Here is a 19,271-nt window from a genome sequence, read left to right as displayed (position 1 = left end):
ATTGCTCCTTAAACTTTATTAACTTTTTCAGGATCCATGTTATTAGATGCAATAACGAATGGTACATAGATTAGGAAGCCAACAACCATATTAACAATTTGTAAGATAACTGAACGCCAGTCAATCGTAGCGATTATTGCGTTAAGGAATGGCGGCATTGCCCAAGTAGTCTGTACTGCAACCGGACTTACCCAGCCGAGACTCAGAACACCGTAAGCAATTGATACCATAACTAATGGAGCAAGAATGAATGGAATAATGTAAATTGGGTTCAAAACAATTGGCATACCAAACATCATAGGCTCGTTAATGTTAAAGATTCCAGGTACAAGAGAAATTTTGGCAACGGCACGTTCATCTTCACGCTTTGAAAAGGCAAGAACAGCTAGGATAAGTAATAGTGTTGAACCTGCACCACCAATCCAAACATAAAGGTCGAAGTCGCTTCTAGTCCACATATATGGTAAAGCTTTTTGCATCTTGTGGGCATTAACATTAGCAATTAATGCTGTTGTCCAAATACTTTCAGTAACTGGAGCCAGAACATTGGTACCATGAATACCAAAGAACCAGAACAGTTGTACTAAGAACACAATTAATAGCAATGACCCATATCCTTGACCCATCTTCATTAATGGCTCTTGAATCGTTTGAGCAATCAAGTCAATAACTGTAGTGTTCTTCAAACTAAATAGATAATCAATAATACCGACAACGAACAAACCAGCAGTTGCTGGAATAATACCAGTAAAAGCGTTAGAAACTGCAGGTGGAACACTTGCTGGCATCTTAATAGTAATATGTCTCTTAACTAAAGCAATATAAACTGAAACTGAAATGGCACCCATGATCATTATGGTAAAGAAGCCGTAAGCACCAAAGTACTTATTAAAGTTAAACCAGCCCCAGGCACTGACATTTTTACCGACAACAGCTGTACCGGCATCAGTTAAAGTCTTTATATCACCTTTAGTAAGAGCATTTTTCAAATCAATTGAAAAGCTCTGAGGCAAACTCATAATAAATGTGCCTAGTGTAAGAAGACCACCCGCAATTGGTTCAACTTTATATTGCACACACATCTGATAACCAAAGGTAAAGGCAAACAGCAAACCCAAAATAGCAGTTGATCCTGTCCAGACCATTGCGTCGATACTGATCAGCCATTGCATTGAGTTAACAACACCCATCCAGCCTAGGTTGGTGGGAACGTCTCTAAAAATGGCATTCAATACACTAGCAACAGAACCAGCTAACATTATTGGCATTATCGAAATAAAGGCATCACGTAAAGCCACAAGCCAACGAATTGAACCAATCTTGGCTGCAACAGGTACTAGATGCTTGTTTAGCCAATTAATTATAGCATTCATAATATTTCCTCCTACTAATATTTCACTACAATTGTATTATAGCACATTAAATGGAAACGTTTTACTATAAATCGGTGAAAAATGTTGTGGCAGTAGGATTTTCAGCTTTGGTCTAAACCAAATCAGTCTTCAATTTCAATATATTTATAGCTTTTGAATATAAATGGTATATACCATATTTTTCTAAAAAATTTTTTAACCTTTTTGTTTATGAAATAAAAAAAGGAATTATTAAATTTAAATTATTACCACCAATGAGTTAAATATATGATGTTTACAAAATCATGGTTACACTTTGTCCTTGTATGGTCGGTATGTCTCATGCTTGGTTGAATATTCCACTATGCTTTTTATCTTGCTATCAGAAAAAGCTATTAGAGAAACACCGTCAAAACAATATTCCTGCTTTTCTTTAGCATCAAAAAACCAAGTAACTACAAATTTACCAGTATTAGTTTGTTCGATTTGAGAAATATCCCATTTTAAAACTGTCTGCTCTTTAGACTTTGAATTGATATAGGCTTTTAACTCATTTAATCCCTTATAAGTAGCACCATAGCATTCACGGTAATAGACATCTTGGCTAAACCAGTTATCAAGTCTACTAAAATCTCTTTCTAGCCATGAATTAAAATATTCTCTAATAATCTTTTCCTCAGCGAAAAGTTGCTCAGTTGTGTGCATCATTTTACCTCCTGCCAGTTTTCATTTTGGCTTTTAGAATCTATCAATATTATAAGCTTAAAGTTAAAAAGCTATATATAAAATTCAAAAAAGAACACAATTCACTTTTTCAGTAAATTGCGTTCTTTTTAGTTTAACTGATTTTTTATTTACAACTTATTTATTTGTCGTAACGTAATCAGTGATAGTTACAGGCTTTTGGAAACCATTAGCACTAATAATCGTCAGGATCGTATTATTGTTGCTAAATTGTACAGCACTCTTGTCTACACCATTTACGCTGGCAACTAAATCAACAATTTGACTGGCTTCAGTTAATGACAAGTTCTTTAAATCACTAACAACTATCTTTTTACCATTTAAAGCTGCTTTAGCAGTATTAATTTTAGTTAAAGCATCATTGACTTGAGTAACAGTTGATTTAGCAGTGTTAATCTGACTTCCACTAGATATAGCTGCGTCATAAGCATCACGTAATGATTTAGCAGAAAGCTTATAAGCATCACTGGCTTTAACAGTTGTATCTTGACTCAAAGCATCCTGCAAAGCTTTTTTATCAGTTGCTGAAGCATACGTATTTTCATTCTTAGCTGCTTCTGGAGTATTGACTGGAGATAATTTAACACCATTAACGTTACTAATATCTGATTCTCTCAGATAGCCATTCTTATCACTTTGCAACTTGTAAAACAGTGCAGATTGGTTTTCAGCTGCTACCCAAATATAACGCAATTCTGTTACACGAGCAGTGTGACCCTTAGCAAAGGTCTTAGTTGATTGTAAAACTCCCTTATTATCATAGACATTAGCGGTGCGAGCTAAAGTAACAGTTGTCACATTTTCATCACTTTCAGGCTTTGAATTTGAAGGCTCAAGTTGCTTGCCAGTAACAATTCCCACATTATTCTTTTTAACCCATTGATCATTACCTGGGTAATTAGAATCATTAATGTGATAATAAAGCTTTTTACCTATATATTGCAATTTATCAACTGTTACCTTTTCCCCACTCCTAATCAAAGTTTTGGTGGTTTCACCGTTACTATCATAGACATAAGCATTATGATTAAGAAGAATTACAGTTGGGTCGTTTTGATTATCGCTTGGTACATTTTCATTTTTACCAGGCTTCTTATTTATTGGTTTCAGTTTAGCACCACTGGTTTTACCAACATTTGTGGCTTTTATAAACTGATTGCTTTGACCATTAATTCTGTAAAACAACTTTTTACCAATATAAATTAACTGATCAACTGTAACAGTTTGACCTTTCTTAATTTTTTTCTTGTCTGTTTTGCCCTTAGCATTATAGATATATGAATTATGCTTTACCTTTGCAGTAGCCACTGGTGCACTTTTAGTCACCTTTTTACCATTAACATAGCCAACATTAGCAGCTTTAATGAAAGCATTATTACCGATACTGTAATAATCCTTCTTATTAATAGTTACTTTACTACTAAATGTTAGAGTAATGCCCTTAGCAATTTTAGTGTTTTTAGCACTACCCATGTAGGTCTTCAAGCGTTTACCATTTTTATCATAAACATAAGCATTATGACTCAACTTAATGGTATTCTTCTTTGTCGTCTCTTTCTTAGCGGTAGTCTTGTTAGCGGCCTGAACCACAACAGCTTGGCTTGCACTAAGTACAGGACTGACACCTATTAACGCAGCTGCAGATACCATTAATAATTTTCGACTAATCTTCATTTGTTTCCAACCTCGTTATTTTAAAATTATATCGGTACATAATATTGTATACTTAAAAACCGCTAATTCAAATAGCTTAAAGCATTACTTACCTTTTTTTAACACTCTTGCATCAATGTAAAATGTCTGCAAAATTCTTTCAATCTAATTTATTATTTTCTGCTTCTTTGCGCATCTTGCTTTCACTAATAGCGGTATAAAATAAGAAAATTAATGCCGCAAATGAGGCAACGTAAAGAACTGAGTTGCTGGCGATCCAGCCAAATTTATCAACCAATATCCCAATTAAAGCTGTAGCCAGAGTTTCACCAAAAATATATTGGAAAAAGCCCATGAAACCCGTTGATGCACCTACTGCATATTTCGGCACAACTTCATTAATCATTAGTCCCACAAGTGTCAGCGGTGCGTAAATCAAATTACCCATTATGATTAGAGCCGCAATTATTAGAGCATGATTATTACTGAAAAAATATAGCGTTAAGCAAATTAGCGTTCCGATTACGCAGGCGATTGAAACTAACGCACGTCGACCTTTTAAAGCATCTGAAATCGCTCCAATAATAATTACTCCCGGAACTGATGCTAATTCAAAAATGCCGATAATCCATTTAGCAGCTGCAGGATCGAAGCCTTTATTCTGGACCAAATAAGATGGGATCCAGCTCTGAATGCCGTAGCGAACCAAATAAAGTGACATTGAAGTCAGAGTAACTGCCCAAACTAATTTATTTTGCAAGATATATTTAACAAAAATTTGACCAACACTCAAATCAGTCTGATCCGAAGTAGAAACTTGCCCATTCTCCAGAATCACTTTGTCACCTGTATAAGTAGAAATATCAGGCAATCCGACCACCTTAGGTCTATCAGCACCCAAAACTAAAATTAAGATGCAAATGATAAAGGAAACTGCTGAGGATGTATAAAAGACAGCTGAAATTGAACCTGAAAAAAGGAAAACCGCTAATTGCACTATGGCCACACAAATAAATGAGCCAGCATTATGTGCTGAAGACCAAATGGAATACATTGTCCCCCTCATTCTTGGCCCCCACCAGAGCTGAATCATTTTTTGGCAAGCTGCAGCCCCCATTCCTTGTGTGACCGCCATTAAAAACATTAACAACATCATTAAATAAAGGTTGTGAGTCGAACCTAGGAAAATATTTAAGATTGCAGACAATAAAAGTCCTACCATTAAATATCGGTTAGAATCACACTTATCTGCCAATACACCCATAAAGAGTTTAGCTATGCCGTAGCCAATACCAAAACAAGACAAAATCAAACCAATATTAGCTGTAGAGAAATGATATTCTTTCATAATATCATTTTGCTCTGTGGTAAATACAAGGCGAATGATGTAGTACCCAATATAGCCAATACAAGTTGCTAGTAAAACTCCTAGTTGCCGCCATCTGTATGTTTGTGCCACTTTTTCTTTAGGAACTAGCATATTCGAATCAGGCTGCTTTAAAATCCATTTAAACATCATAAATGCCTCCTCCCCTTCAGGATATCATAGAACTTTCTTAATCTTTAAAATGGTGCAACTAATTTGAAACATAACAATCATGCACTGTGGTAACTGCATTTTTCCTTCTTATTTTTAGCAAACTAAAGTAATTATATAACAATATTATTTAGATATATATATAAATTTTAGATTTTTTTGTTTTGGACATTTTTTTAATATCATTATCCATTTTAAGCCTAAAAATGCCAACTTTTGTTATCTAAAATTTAATGTTAGCGTTATCTTTATTTAATTTTTGCTGCTTTATTTTTATAAAATTTGTTATTTATAAAATAACACCTAAAAAAACGCAATAATTGACATTTTTATCATCATCTACTAAATTGATAAATGTATAGTAAATGGAAATTAGAAAGGAAATTTCTATGTTAGGAAAGAATAATTACAATGAACGGGTGAAAAAAATGGCAAAGCAGGCTAAGCAAGACCATTTCTCAATTCGTAAATTGAGTATTGGTACTACTTCTGTATTGCTTGGCTTTACTTTCTTAAGTTTAAATAGCAAAACAGTTAAGGCTGATACAGTTGTTCCACCTCAACCAACTGAGAATAATGCCTATTCTCAAGCAAATCCTTTTTCGCAAGACAGTATCACTCATCCCAGTAACAAAAATACCGCACAAGATATATCTACTGCTACTTACAAAACAAACAAGCCAGAAGGGGAAGCAAATTTAACCACATTTTCTGGCTTGAGTTCGTTTTTGAGGGAGAGTAATAGTAACAGTGAACAAAATAACACTGCTCAAACAGATCAAACTGCTGCCAATAATGACGATCCAAACAAAGAAGGTTCCAGCGTAAATAGTGCAGACAACAATGATATTAATACAGACAATGAAGATAAAGCAGATATTAACAGCGATAATTCGGACAAAGAAAAGCCCGGTGTAAACAATACAGATAAGCAGGAAACTGGCAAAACAGATAAAAATAAGGAAACCGCAAAGTCTAAGATCACCGCAAAAGATGCAAAAGACGCTGGTAAAAAAGTAAGCGTTGGTAACTGGAAGGATTTTATTAGTGCCCTAACCAATAGTGATGTAAGTGAAATTGATATAACCACTAATATTAGTGCTGAAAAAGACAGGCGTGTCCACTCCTACTTTCAAGGCAGAAAATTATTAATTAAGTCTGCTGGTAATGCTAAGTACACTCTGGACTTCAAGGGTATCGATCCCACTCTTGCCAGTAACTCTTCTTTAGATCTTACTTACGAAAACCTAATACTGAAGAGTACTGACTATTATGGTGTCATTAACACCTCTAATATGAATAGAGACCAAAAAGCTAGAATTACTTTTAGAAACATTGTCTTTTATGGTTCACAGTTAGTATTTACCAGAAACAATACCGACATTATTTTTGAAGGCCAAATTCACGCGGAAACTGTCAAAATTCCAAGTAATATTGGTTGGTTGTTTGACGGCAGTAATCAGCAACTTTTAGAATTTACCAATAGCAATAATAGCATTACTTTTAAAGCAGGTTGCCGCTTTGAAGGCTCAACATTTGGTGGTACCTTGATTGAAATGAGAGGAGAAGGCAACTCTTTAAATGTTGAACAAGGAGCAGTTGTTAATCTGACCCCACTTAAGACATATGATGGTACAAATGGTGCTAACAACGGTGAACACGGCAATCCTGTCAGCGCCATCTTTATTAGTGACGATGCACAAGTAACTGTTAATGGTCAAGTGACCATTAACATCGGGCAAAGTGAAGGAATTAATTATGCGGGCAAGCAAAATAATGGTCAAGCCAGAGCAATTTACCTAGATAGCGCCAAATCAAAAGTTAACATTGGAAAAGGCGGCATTATTACCGTTAACACGAATGGTAATATTTCAACTAGAAATAAGCAAAACCTGATTTATATTGGGGGCGATTTTACCATTAACTCTAGCGGTGCTCTCAAAATTACTGGACAAAACATGGGCAATTATACTGGTTCGCTAGTGCAAATTGATGGTAAAGCTAACGTGCAAAACGGCGGCTTTGAAATTCAATTAGTTGGTGATGCCGGTACCGGTGCAATAAAATTGGTCGATGTGGCCAATACCGGGCAGCTAATTGTTAATAACCCTACTTCTCTTGTGTTAGACGCCCATTTGAATAACAATGACCGCACTAGCATTATCGGTGATAATAAAATAACTGTCACAAATGTTCGCCAGTCCTTAAATCTTGGTGAACTTTTAAATGGATCTGTTCCTGGCAGTAACTTAGTCTTACCGCCTTTTCATGTTTTACAGGTCGAAAAAAATGCTAAAACTGTCGCAGTTAACAAACTGGAAGTATTAAACGGTAATAGGATCTTCGATTTAGAAAAAGTCAAAAAAGATAGTCCCCAGCTTAGCACCATTCTCAGTAAAGCGCCTGAAAACTTCCAGAAATTGCTGCAAAATTACAATCATCAAAAGTATGACCAGCTCTTTCGAGCCATCGTGGAAGCAGCTTTTTCCAGTAAAGATAACCCCGGCTACAATAACATCAGATTTACACCAGCCAATCAAAGCGGTTTCTTAGATATTGACCCAGAAAACGTGACAGTAACTAATCAAGACGATGGCTCCAAGCTGGTCAAAGGTCACGTATTATACTATGATCCTGCAAAAGACGGCCCAGATAGTGACAGCTTTTTTAAAAATATCTTACCTGGTGGTACTGAAGCTTATATTTTAGCCAGTTTCAAAGATAGTGGCTTTTACAAAAATGGTCAGGCCCTCATTGATTCATCAATCGCTAATCCATATGCCCAAACTATTGATACTTATCGCGGTGAAGCAAATGACTTGGCAACATTACCTACCAAATTTGCCGCTAAAGTTGCTCCTGATGGCACCTTCACCATTATCATTCCTGCTGAAATTACTACCAGGATGGCTAAAGACGCCACAATTCAACTAACTCCTCACGCAAACTTCATTGAATATAGTCCGTTAGACATTGCCAGTGGCGACCGCCCTACTACAGTTAGTCTTGGAATTAAACCATTTAGCGAGGTACAGCAAGAAGCAGCCCAGGAAATTACTGATGCTATTAACGATGCTAAAATTAAAAAGCCGGCTAATTTGACTGCAGATCAGGAAAAAGCACTGACAGATACATTGAATGAAGCTGCCAAGTATGCTGCTACTAATAAAGATAACAATTATGATTCCAATAAATCAGTTTATGGCGTTCAATCTTCCAAGACTGCAATCAATGAAATAAATAACAGGAAAAAGACAGCTTTAGACTTGGTTAATAAGGCTATACAAACAGCCCAAAGTCAAGGAGAATATGAAAAAGCTAAAGCGGCTGCAATTGACAAACTAACTCAACAAGCAGAGGAGCAAGTTAAAAAGTTCCCTTCACAAGAACAATCTATCACTGCTGCTAAAAACCAAGCCATTAGCAAAGTGCAGGCTGCTGCAACAAATAACACTAATATCGATCAAATTGTTAACGACGGAATTAACGCCATTAATCAAGCAGGAAAAGATTACCGAAATAATGTAAAAACTGATATTAATCAGGCAATTACAAAAGTCGAAAATGCCATTGACGCAGCCGCTAAAGACGAAAATGTCAAATCGCCAGTAGATGAGTTAATTAACGGTATAAAAGACAAGCTAAAGCGGCCAAAAGAAATTGTTGCTCCTGACGGTGATCTTGATCAAGACGAAGATGAAGCGGCTATTAATAGCCATCAAAAAGAAGCTAAAGCTGTACTTCCAAGTATACAAGATACTATTGATGCAATTAATGCATTAGAAGCTGCTGCTAAGAAACAAATAACGCAGTATGGTGACGATCAGCCTGAGATTCAAGATGCTTTAAATCAAGCTATCAAAGATATTATTAATAGCAATAATCCTAAAGACGATCTTAATAACGGTATCGATAAGATTAATAGCACACATGCTAATAAAGAAAAAGATAAGGCAGCAAATGGTATTAAAGAGGCAGCTACTCAAGCTAAAGAACGGATTCAAAATTCTGGTTTATCTGGTGATGAACAAAAATCATACCTTGATGAAATAGACCAAACAGTTGCTGCTGCAACAGCTACCACTGGTGATACAGACAAATCTATTTATGGCACTGATGATGAAGAAATAATTAATAAGAGAAAAACTACTGCTGAGAGTTTAATCAATAAAGCTGCTGCTAAAGCCGAAATTGCTGGTTATACTAAGGGCTACGAAGATGCCCTTGGTCAAGTTGACAAAGCCGTAATCGCCATGACAGATGCTTTAGCGGTAATTGATAAAATTGAAGATAATGCTGCAAGTAGTTCAAATATTGCCCAAGCAGAAAATACAGCTAAAGAAAATATCTTAAATGCTTTTAAGGAAAATGCTAAAGTTCAAGTTAAGGCAGACGCAGAGACAGCTAAAAGCAATTTAGGAGTTGAGCAAGAAGCTAATATTGATGATGCTGTTACCAATGCTATTAAAGATATTGACAGTCATAGCTCTGCTGCTGACGTCAAGCAAGATATTACTGACGGCAAAAAGAATGTTTTAAATGCCTATAAGTCTGCTGCTAAAAAACAACTGGAAACAGTTAAACAAGACACTGTTAACAAAATTCAGAATAATCCTAATTTAACGGCTAAGAATAAAGACGATGCTGCCAATAAAGCCAGTGAATTGCTTACTGGAAGTCAAGGCTATAATGGCCGCATTGATAACGCTGAAAACATAAATGACATTAATACAGCAACCAAAGAAGGTACAGCTGCATTAAACAATTTACTTGATGAGCAAAACTTAAGTGGTCGATGTAATCAAGCTATTGCAGCTATTCAGGATGCTAAAGACAAGGCAATTGCTACGATTACAAATAATAAAAACCTGAGTGACGAAGAAAAAACCAGATATCAAGAACTAATTAATACTGCAACTGATGCTGGTGTTGCTAAAATCTCTCAAGATGAAAATGAAACTGCGATTGCAACAGATGAAGACAATGCTATTAAAAATATTACTGGTTATCAAGAAAATGCTGCTAATACCGGCTCTACTAATTTAAATAAGCAGCGCCAAGATGCAATCAAGGAAGTTGAAGAAGCAGCTGATAATGCTTTAAGTACAATTAATAACTTTGACGATACTGTTTTAAGTCCAGAAGATAAACAACATTATAAAGAAACTATTAATAAAGACTTAGCTAATGCCAAAGCAGCAATTAATGCAGCTAAAGACAACGATAGTGTTAATTCCGCCAGACAAGCTGGCAAAACCAGTATCAATGAGGATTTGGCGGCTGCCCAGTTAATAGCCGCAAAATCTCAGGCAAATATAGCTTTGCAAGATGAGAAGAAAAAAGACTTAGATACTATTAATCAGGCTTTTGCAAATAATAAAATTAATAGTGCACAAAAAGACGCATTAACAGGCAAAATTAATGACTTCTACGAAACCGCAACCAGCAAAGTTTTCAATGATTCGTCTGCTGAACAAGTAGCCAAAGATAGAGATGATAGCATTGCTGCTATGGCTAACATTGCTGGCAGTATTGCCAGTGAAGAAGCAAAATACTTAGAGCAACAAAAAGATGACGCTTTAACCAATAAAGACACTGGCCTAAATGCTCTAGCAGAAAAAATTCGTACAAGTATCGAAAAAGATCCTAACCTTTCCGGCAAGGAAAAAGGTGATTATTATGACGAAATTAGTTCTGCTTTAACTTCAGCCAAAACCGATATTCAAAATGCCCATTCCCAAGATGAAATTGCTACTGCAACTAATGCCGGTCGAGAAGCTTTAAATAAAATTCTTGCTAAAATAGTATTGCAATCAAGTAGAAGTGCAGCTCTTAAAGAATTGTTGAACACCTACACCGATGTTTCTAATCAAATTACAAACTTACAGAATGTTAACAGTACTACTAAAGACGGATTAATTAAACAGTTAACCGATTACTATAACGATGCAGTTGCTAAAGTAAAGAATACTTCTGCTGCTCAAGTTGATTCTGAAAAGCAGCAAGGCATTGATAATATGAACGCAGTTATTAGGGATGCGCAAAGCCTTGATAACAATATTAATCAGGCTAAAAATTATATCGATTATCAGGCTGCTCAAGCAATTTCTGCCATTAATCAGTCTGCAATGTCTGATGCGGATAAAACTCAAGCCATTGCAAAAATCAACGATGAAAGTGCTAAAGCTAAACAAAATATTGAGTCGCAAAAAAGTAATGATGCAGTAGACAAAGCCAAAAATGATGGTAAAAATGCTATTAGTCAGGTTGTAGCCACTGCTATGACAGCTGATTTGGAAAATGCTAAACATCACAGCGAAGAGGCTATTAGCAAAGCTGCTCAAGAAGCAATTAGCAGATTAACTACCTCCTATAATTCTTTAAGCGCCGAAGAAAAAGCAGACGCTAGTTCCCAATATGAGCAGGCAATTACTGATATTAATCAGGCTGCTGCGGATGCCAAGAGCAAATCGCAAAATAGCAAAACAAAAGACGGTATCAATAAAATCACTACTGATACCATTAATGCAATCAATAAAGCGGAAGCAAGTGGTAACTTAGCAATTACCAAAGCACAAGCCAGAAAAGCTATTAAAGATGTTGCAGACGAAATCAAAAACAGCTTAAAAGATAAAAAAGATCAAGACAGTGTTGATTCCATTCTAGAAAATGCTATTTCAACAATTGCTGCTGCTGAAGATAGTGGCACCGTTTTAGGAATTAGAGATACTACCATTAATCGAATTAAAGGAATTAAGACTACAGCTGATTCTAATGATGCTGCAAAAATTAAAAATGCGAAAGATAAAGCGATTAATGCACTTACCGAAGAACTCAATGGCAAAACTGATAATCCTGATACTCCGGGAATTTTAGCTCAAATTGACCAAATTACAGGCTTAAGTGCTGAAGAAAAAGCCCAATATAAGAGTCAGGCAACTGTTGCCAAAGATAAAGCCATCAGTCAGGTAAACGGTCAGCAAACAACAGACGATATCACAGCGGCAAAAACTACTGGAATTATTAACATTGACAAAGCTTTAAGCGATGCGCAATTACAAGCGGCTAAGAATAATGCCAATAAATACTTAGAGAATATTGCCCAAACAGCTGCGGATAATATCAAGAAGATCGAACAGTCAGCTCTAAGTGATACTGAGAAAGCCCAACAAATTGACCTAATCAACTCAAATAAAGAGACAGCTATTCAAAATATTAACAAGGCGCAAAGTCCAGACGAGGTGGAGAAAGCAAAACAAGGCGCTGAAAATGCGATTACTGGTATTGTACAAAATGCTAAAGAAAACGCCGCTTTGCTGCAGGAACAAAATACCGCCTACAACTCACTGGTTGAGCAGGCTAAAAAGCTGAGCCAACGCTTAAGCGATGACCGTTTGCACAATAAAGTTGATCAAAATCAATATGATGACTTAAGTAAGGCTATTAGTGACGCTTTAAGTGCAGCTAAAGCCGAGATTTCTGCTGCCACTGATCTGGATAAAATTAATGCTGCTAAAGGTAATGGTGAAACAGCTCTTAGCAACGTCAATAATGATATTGCTAACGAAGAAGCTCTAACCCAAGCTCTCAATGATTTACAAACTGCAGCCACCAACGCCAAAGCTAAAGCTTCTGAAACTGAAGACAGCACCGTTGCTGACCAAATGAAAGCACGAATAGAGCAGGAACAAAAAAAAGCAGCAGCAAAGATTATTAACGCCAGGGGTAGTAAGCAAAACACTATTACGCAAATTCAATCAGCTGCAGAAGATGGCATCACAACAATTAACAAACTAGGTGAAAACTTTGATCGCAAAAATCAAATTGTTAAGGTCTTGAAAGATCATGCCGCAGAAGCCAAAGCTGACATTGATAGTATAGGCTTAGCCGGCAACGATGTCGCTAGTGGCTATAAAGACATTGACCAGGCCTTAAATGATGGTATTAGTTCAATTTATGGTGCTGCAAGTGAACAGCTGTCCCAGTTAGAACAAGATGCCAAAACAAACATTGATCAGGCGAAATTGCCAAGCAAACTGACTGCAGAGAAGAATAAGCAGATTAACAAGTTTAAGGACTATGTTAACAGTAAAGGCGAAATTGCTGGTGTTGCAACCAACCTGGAACAAGATCAAATTGATGAGCTTCAAAAGCAATTAGATGCAGCAGTTCACAAAACAATCGCTAACATTGCCGGTATTAAGCTTGAAAACAACTACGAAGATGCTAGAACACAAGTTGAAAATACTGAACAAGGTATAGTGCCAGAAGGTGAAACTGCTAATTTTGGTGAGAAAGAAATCGACCGCATTTTCCAAGTTGCACAAGAAAAAGCCGAAATAGTTAAAGCGAAACAGGATGCATTCTCTCAGGTAGAGCAAGCACAAAAAGAAGCAAATGACGCAATAGAAAAATCTGGTTTGTCCCCAGCAGATCAGCAAAAGCAGAAGGAGCAAATTCAAAAACTTGTTGAAAAAGCAAGAGCTGACATTAATTCTGTTTCGCAAGCTGAAGCTGGCGCTAAAAACCAAATAGATAGTAATAGAAAACAAGCTATTACTAATATCAACAGCATTAAAGAACAGACAGCCCTGGCTGGTCATAAGACAAAAGCCGAAAACATTCTGAAAGATAAACAAACTAAGGCTCATGCTGTAATTGATCAATCTCAATTAACTGCAGAGCAAAAGGCAACAGCTAAAAAAGCAATTGATGATGCTTATAAACAGAGCTACCAAGATATCGAAAGTGCTGCAGCAAGTGCCGACATCCCTGAAGAAGCTGATATTGGGCAAAACATTGATCGTCTGTTAGCTAAGCCTGAAACTGGCACTGAACCAGAATGGTTCAATGATGAACAAAATAATGCCATTAACGGTGCTGAAGGAGTAGACGGCATTAACGATGCATACAGTAAATTAAAAGACAGATTGCAAGATAAGCTGTCACCAGAATTGCTAGATCGTATTGACGAGCAAATTAAAGCTATTAATAATGCTACTGATATTCAGACTACCAGCGCTGCTTATGATGAGGCTATGACCATCATTAACAAGGAACAGGCTAAAGCCGACATTGATGAGAAAGCTGCAAAAGTAACTACAGAAATTGACAACAACGAAAAATTAGCTGCTGAAACCAAGAACAGGCTGAAAGAGCAAATTAAAAATGATAGCCAGAAAGCCAAGGATCAAATTGATGCAGTCAGTGCTCCTAAAGGTGATACATCCAAGAAGAAAGAGCAGATTGATAAAATCAAAGATACCGCTAAAGCCGATATCACCAGTGCCGGTAATGCCGCCAAAGATGAATCTATTAGTTCGCTTAGAACAGATGCAAACAATGAATTAACTGCTAAACATCAAAAAGCAGTAGCCGAACTAAAAGAAAAATTTGGTGAAAATGCCGATACCACCAGTGTTGATAAAGCATACTACGAGCACTCACAGGTAAATGGTGACTCAATTGAAGATATCACAGCAGCTAAGATTGCAGCTGAGAAAGAAATAGCTAAGGGCTCAGTAGCCGACACTGCTGCCAATGCTAAAAACCAAGTTGATAAATTAAAGCATCAAGATGGTAGTAATTATACTGATATTGAAAAGCAGGTAATAAAAGATTACATTGATCAAAAAGTGGCTAAAGCCAATAACAATCAAACTGGCACCATAGATCAGGCTCAAGATTCTGCTGGCATAGAAAAAGCCAGAAAAGAAGCTGTCACGCAAATAAACAATATCATTGTTGCTGACAGTAAGGAACTGGATGATATTTTAAATAGCAACAGCACAGTACTAAAAGAAAGACTAACAGCTGCCTACGATTCCGCTGTTAAACTTCTCAAAAACAGATTTAAAGATAAAGCAGATACTGCCATCATTGATAAAGCATATGAAAGTGCCAAAGATGCTCTCAATAATTCTGTTAACGCAGATAAGTTGGCCGCTACGGAGTTAACTGGTGAAAAAGAAATAGCTGCTGGGGCATTGGCAGAGGCACAAAAAGCAGCTACAAGTGAAATTCAGTCCTCAAGCAAATACACTGAGCAGGAAAAGAAAGCTATTATTAACCAAATTGATACAGATATGGCTAAGGCAAACTCTTCTCTCAAACAGCCTGAGGTTAATGACAGTCAGACAATTGCTAAATTACGTGATGATGCTATTAAGCAAATGTATCTTGATGTTACAGATTCTGCCACAATAGACCGTATTCTTCATGATATTAATCACGAAAACGATCATAGTTCTAACAATCATTCTATCCCAGCTCCTGTTAACAATACGCCTGTTAATACTACGAACAAAGAAGACAAAGAGTCAAAACTTGATTTAACCAGCAGTGAAGAATTAACTTTAATGCACAACGCTTACCTTTACGATGAAAATGGCAAGCGTGCTAACAAAGTTATTCTTGGTGCCGGCTCAATCATTACTTCGTACGGCATCAAAGAAATTAACGGGCAGAGCTATTACATCTTGGTTGATAAGGGCAATCAGAATAAAATCTACTATGTTGCTCTAGGTAATGTTATTCCTACTAGTCAGAAATTAAGACATAATGCCTATGTTTACAATAAACATGGCAATCGCATAAAGAAAGCTGGTGTATTAAGAAAAGGCAATAATATTAAAACCTATGGCAATGCAGTCACAATTCGGGGTAAAAAATATTACATTATTGCCCATAACCGCTTTGTTAAGGTTGCAAATATTGCTTTGCAAAAAGCCACCAGTGCAGCTTCGATTAACGAACTCGTAGCGAAAAAGGCGCAAGCAGCAGTTGCAAAAACTATTATGCACAATTCATATCTATATGATCAAAACGGTAGACGTGCTAACAAGATTATTATACTAGCCAGTTCAATTGTTAATACGGTTAACCAACAATTCATCAATGGTAAAAAATACTACGAACTGGATGATGGTTTATTCATTGTCGCTAACAATATTGATTCTAAAATGCTTAAATTAAGGCATAGTGCTTATGTTTACAGCCAACATGGTAATCTAATTAGCAAAAAAGTTTTAAGGAAACAGCAGGTAATTAAAACTTATGGTAGTCCTGTCAAAATTAACCACGAAAAGTACTTTACCATTGCCAAAAATAAGTTTGTTAAAGAAACTAATTTTAAATAATTAGGCGCAGCATAACTTATTAAAATAGCTCTTGAGTTTAAAGAACTCAGGAGCTATTTTTTAGTTATTATGCATAATTAAACAGAGCTGAAAATTAATTTTAGCTCTATTTTGCTTTTTATTTCCAGTTAGGATCGTTAGACAGGGGCAATTTATGCCAGTAATCAGGCTTATTTACCTGTCGGCCACGCGCAATCGCCATATCATATTTAGCTACATCTTTAGTAATTGTTGAATCCGCTGCTACAAAAGCATGATCAGCGATATTAACCGGTGCCACTAAAGTAGCACCTGAACCAATAAATGCATGATCACCGACGTTAGTGTGATCTTTTTTCACACCATCATAATTGGCAAAGATAGTACCACAACCAACATTAACATCTTTACCTAATGTAGCATCACCAACATAAGTTAAATGACCAACTTTAGAGTTCTCACCAATTTCAGCATTTTTAATTTCAACAAAATTACCAATGTGGGCGCCCTTTCTAATAATAGCCTGAGGACGCAAGTGTGAGTTTGGACCAATATCTGAAAAATCATCCATTTCGGCCTGTTCAAGCGTGGATGAAGTCACAGTGACATTATTGCCAATTTTTGAATCAACAATTCTTGAACCAGAGGTAATTACACAATTATTGCCAATCTCTGCATTACCCTTGATAACTACATTACCCTCAATTTGAGTATCACAACCAATTTTAACATCCACATCTACATATGCCGTTTCTGGATCAATAAAAGTAACGCCATTAACCATATGCTTTTCATTGATTCTCTTCTGCATAGTTTTAGTAGCCTGTGCTAATGCCATGCGATCATTAACCCCAAGGCTTTCACTGAAATCAGGCATTTTATATGCTCCAATTCTTTCACCTTGATTGCGCAGGATTTCCAATACATCAGTTAAATAGTATTCTCCTTGTGCATTATGGTTGTTAACCTGCTTTAATGCGCTAAATAGTTTCTGATTGTCAAAACAAAAAACACCAGTATTAATTTCGTTAGTTTCCAATTCTTCTGCTGTGCCATCTTTTTGCTCAACAATCCTTAAGACATTATCCTGGTCATCCCTTATAATGCGGCCATAACCAAAAGGATTAGGTGCTTGGGCAGTTAAAACTGTAGCTGCATTGCCCTTACTTTGGTGGTAATCAAATAATTTTTGAAAAGTCTGACTCGTAAATAATGGCGTATCGCCAGTAATTACTAGAGTAGCACCATTTTCCGCTGCCAACTTATTCGCAGCAGTTAAAACAGCATCACCAGTGCCAAGTTGTTTTTTCTGTAGCACAAACTCAGATTTACCGGCAAGGACTTTTTTAACTTCTTCAGCGCCATTACCAACAATCGTAACTATTTTATCCGGTTCAGTAGCCTGAGCAGCTTCGACCACATATTCAACCATTGTTTTCCCACATATTTTGTTCAAAACTTTGCATGATTTTGACTTCATACGTGTTCCTTTGCCAGCCGCTAGAACAATTACAAACTTTTTCATAGATTTTCAGCCTCTTTTATATTCTTAAATTACTATTTATATTTTATTATACTGTCTGAAAAACTAAAAGTTGCCAAAATCTGTATGAGCAATCAATGAACCCGGCTCCGCCATGATAACTTTCCTCTTATCATCTATTTTTTTAATTTTTATTAAAGAAAGATGACCTTCAATTAGTTTAACATCGTCAAAGTCTGCTTCACATAAAACGCAAATGCCAGCAATGTTGCCATTAAATTCTTTTACCAGTTGCTGCATTCCCGTCAACGTACCGCCAGCCATCATATAATCATCTATCAGCAGTACATTTGAATTTTCTTTTAACACCCTTGTGGGCAACTCCATTTTAGAAACACGATCAAGTGAAGAAGAAATATAATTTACTGAAACTGTTGCTCCCTCAGTTACTTTTGAGCGTTTACGAGCAATGATAAATGGTACATTTAAATAACGTGCGACTGCCTGAGCCAAGGCAATGCCCTTGGTTTCGATAGTCATCACAATATCAATATTTGAATATGCATACCTGGTAGCAATCAATTTACCAATCTTATCCAGGTCTTGTGGGTTACCAATAATATCAGACAGGTAAACAAATCCTCCAGCTAAAATACGGTCAGGATCCTCAATGCGACTGGCCAATTCATTTAAATATTTTTGCGCGTGCTTTTTACCCCAAAAAGGAATATAACGCACACCCCCAGCTGCACCTGCGACAGTTTCTAAAATTCCGTCTTGATTACTTGCTAAAGTGTGCTTCAAGATTGCCAGGTCTTCAGAAATTGAAGATTTGGCTGCACCATATCTCTTTGCAAAAAATGGCAGCGGAATTAAGTCATGTGGTCGTTCCATTAAATATTTAGTCATATCAACTAATCTCTCTGAACGTTTCATAGAAATTACCTCCTATTGTTTGTCTTTTGCCAGTTACTACTATACACTCAACCATAAAAAAAGGCACTAACATTTTACCAAATGTTATTGCCAAAAAGTAATCTTAAGATGACGCCTTAATCTTATTGCACAGCGTTATCAAATTTTAATGTAATATTTTTGGTTAATAAATCTGTGTAACTATAAGAAACATGTTCAAAGTTATTTGAATCCTGATCTAAATCAACTACAAAAACTGCAGGAAAAGTGTTCTTCAAAATTCCACGTCTTTTAGTTACTTTCTTACGTCCAGCTCTTGCAACTACAGTTAATGAATCACCTAAATGTGAATCAAGCTTACTCTTAATGGTCATAATAGATGTTGGCAATGAAAACAACTCCTTTGAGTTGTATTATACCACTTTATTATTATTTTTTCAATTCTTTTTAAAAACTACCCCAGAATATTT

At 36.3% G+C, this 19,271-nt stretch carries 8 protein-coding genes; 1 reads left to right on the top strand and 7 read right to left on the bottom strand.

Annotated elements, in window-relative coordinates; genetic code table 11:
- Positions 1-8 precede the first annotated feature (8 nt).
- The 4 genes from AAA915_RS04715 to AAA915_RS04700 all read right to left on the bottom strand — a co-directional run bounded on the left by AAA915_RS04715 (position 9) and on the right by AAA915_RS04700 (position 5,265).
- Positions 9-1,373: a PTS sugar transporter subunit IIC gene (locus AAA915_RS04715; RefSeq protein ID WP_338201832.1), complete on the bottom strand. Its 1,365-nt coding sequence runs from the start codon at positions 1,371-1,373 to the stop codon at positions 9-11.
- A gap of 288 nt (positions 1,374-1,661) precedes the next feature.
- Positions 1,662-2,060, bottom strand: coding sequence for a nuclear transport factor 2 family protein (locus tag AAA915_RS04710; protein ID WP_338201830.1), 399 nt, complete (start codon positions 2,058-2,060; stop codon positions 1,662-1,664).
- Positions 2,061-2,213: 153 nt separating this feature from the next.
- Positions 2,214-3,770, bottom strand: a complete 1,557-nt coding sequence (locus AAA915_RS04705; RefSeq protein WP_338201827.1) for an SLAP domain-containing protein — start codon at positions 3,768-3,770, stop codon at positions 2,214-2,216.
- Positions 3,771-3,909: 139 nt separating this feature from the next.
- Entirely contained in the window at positions 3,910-5,265 is a 1,356-nt protein-coding gene (locus AAA915_RS04700; RefSeq protein WP_338201859.1) for an MFS transporter, read from the bottom strand.
- A gap of 410 nt (positions 5,266-5,675) precedes the next feature.
- Here AAA915_RS04700 and AAA915_RS04695 point away from each other — a divergent pair, with 410 nt between their 5' ends.
- Positions 5,676-16,424, top strand: a complete 10,749-nt coding sequence (locus AAA915_RS04695; protein ID WP_338201825.1) for an SLAP domain-containing protein — start codon at positions 5,676-5,678, stop codon at positions 16,422-16,424.
- 118 nt (positions 16,425-16,542) lie between these two features.
- Here the strand turns inward: AAA915_RS04695 and glmU are convergent, their stop codons facing one another.
- The 3 genes from glmU to AAA915_RS04680 form a co-directional block, all read right to left on the bottom strand.
- Positions 16,543-17,928, bottom strand: a complete 1,386-nt coding sequence (gene glmU / locus AAA915_RS04690) for a bifunctional UDP-N-acetylglucosamine diphosphorylase/glucosamine-1-phosphate N-acetyltransferase GlmU (RefSeq protein WP_338201823.1) — start codon at positions 17,926-17,928, stop codon at positions 16,543-16,545.
- 63 nt (positions 17,929-17,991) lie between these two features.
- The gene (gene purR / locus AAA915_RS04685; protein WP_338201821.1) at positions 17,992-18,822 is read right to left on the bottom strand and encodes a pur operon repressor; all 831 of its coding nucleotides are present in this window, start codon (positions 18,820-18,822) and stop codon (positions 17,992-17,994) included.
- 122 nt (positions 18,823-18,944) lie between these two features.
- On the bottom strand, positions 18,945-19,190 hold the full coding sequence (locus tag AAA915_RS04680; RefSeq protein ID WP_034978009.1) for a Veg family protein: 246 nt from the start codon (positions 19,188-19,190) through the stop codon (positions 18,945-18,947).
- Positions 19,191-19,271 lie beyond the last annotated feature (81 nt).

The sequence above is a fragment of the Lactobacillus rizhaonensis genome (assembly GCF_036246345.1).
GTDB classification, from domain to species: Bacteria; Bacillota; Bacilli; order Lactobacillales; family Lactobacillaceae; genus Lactobacillus; species Lactobacillus rizhaonensis.
This window is presented reverse-complemented; position numbering and strand designations above follow the sequence as displayed.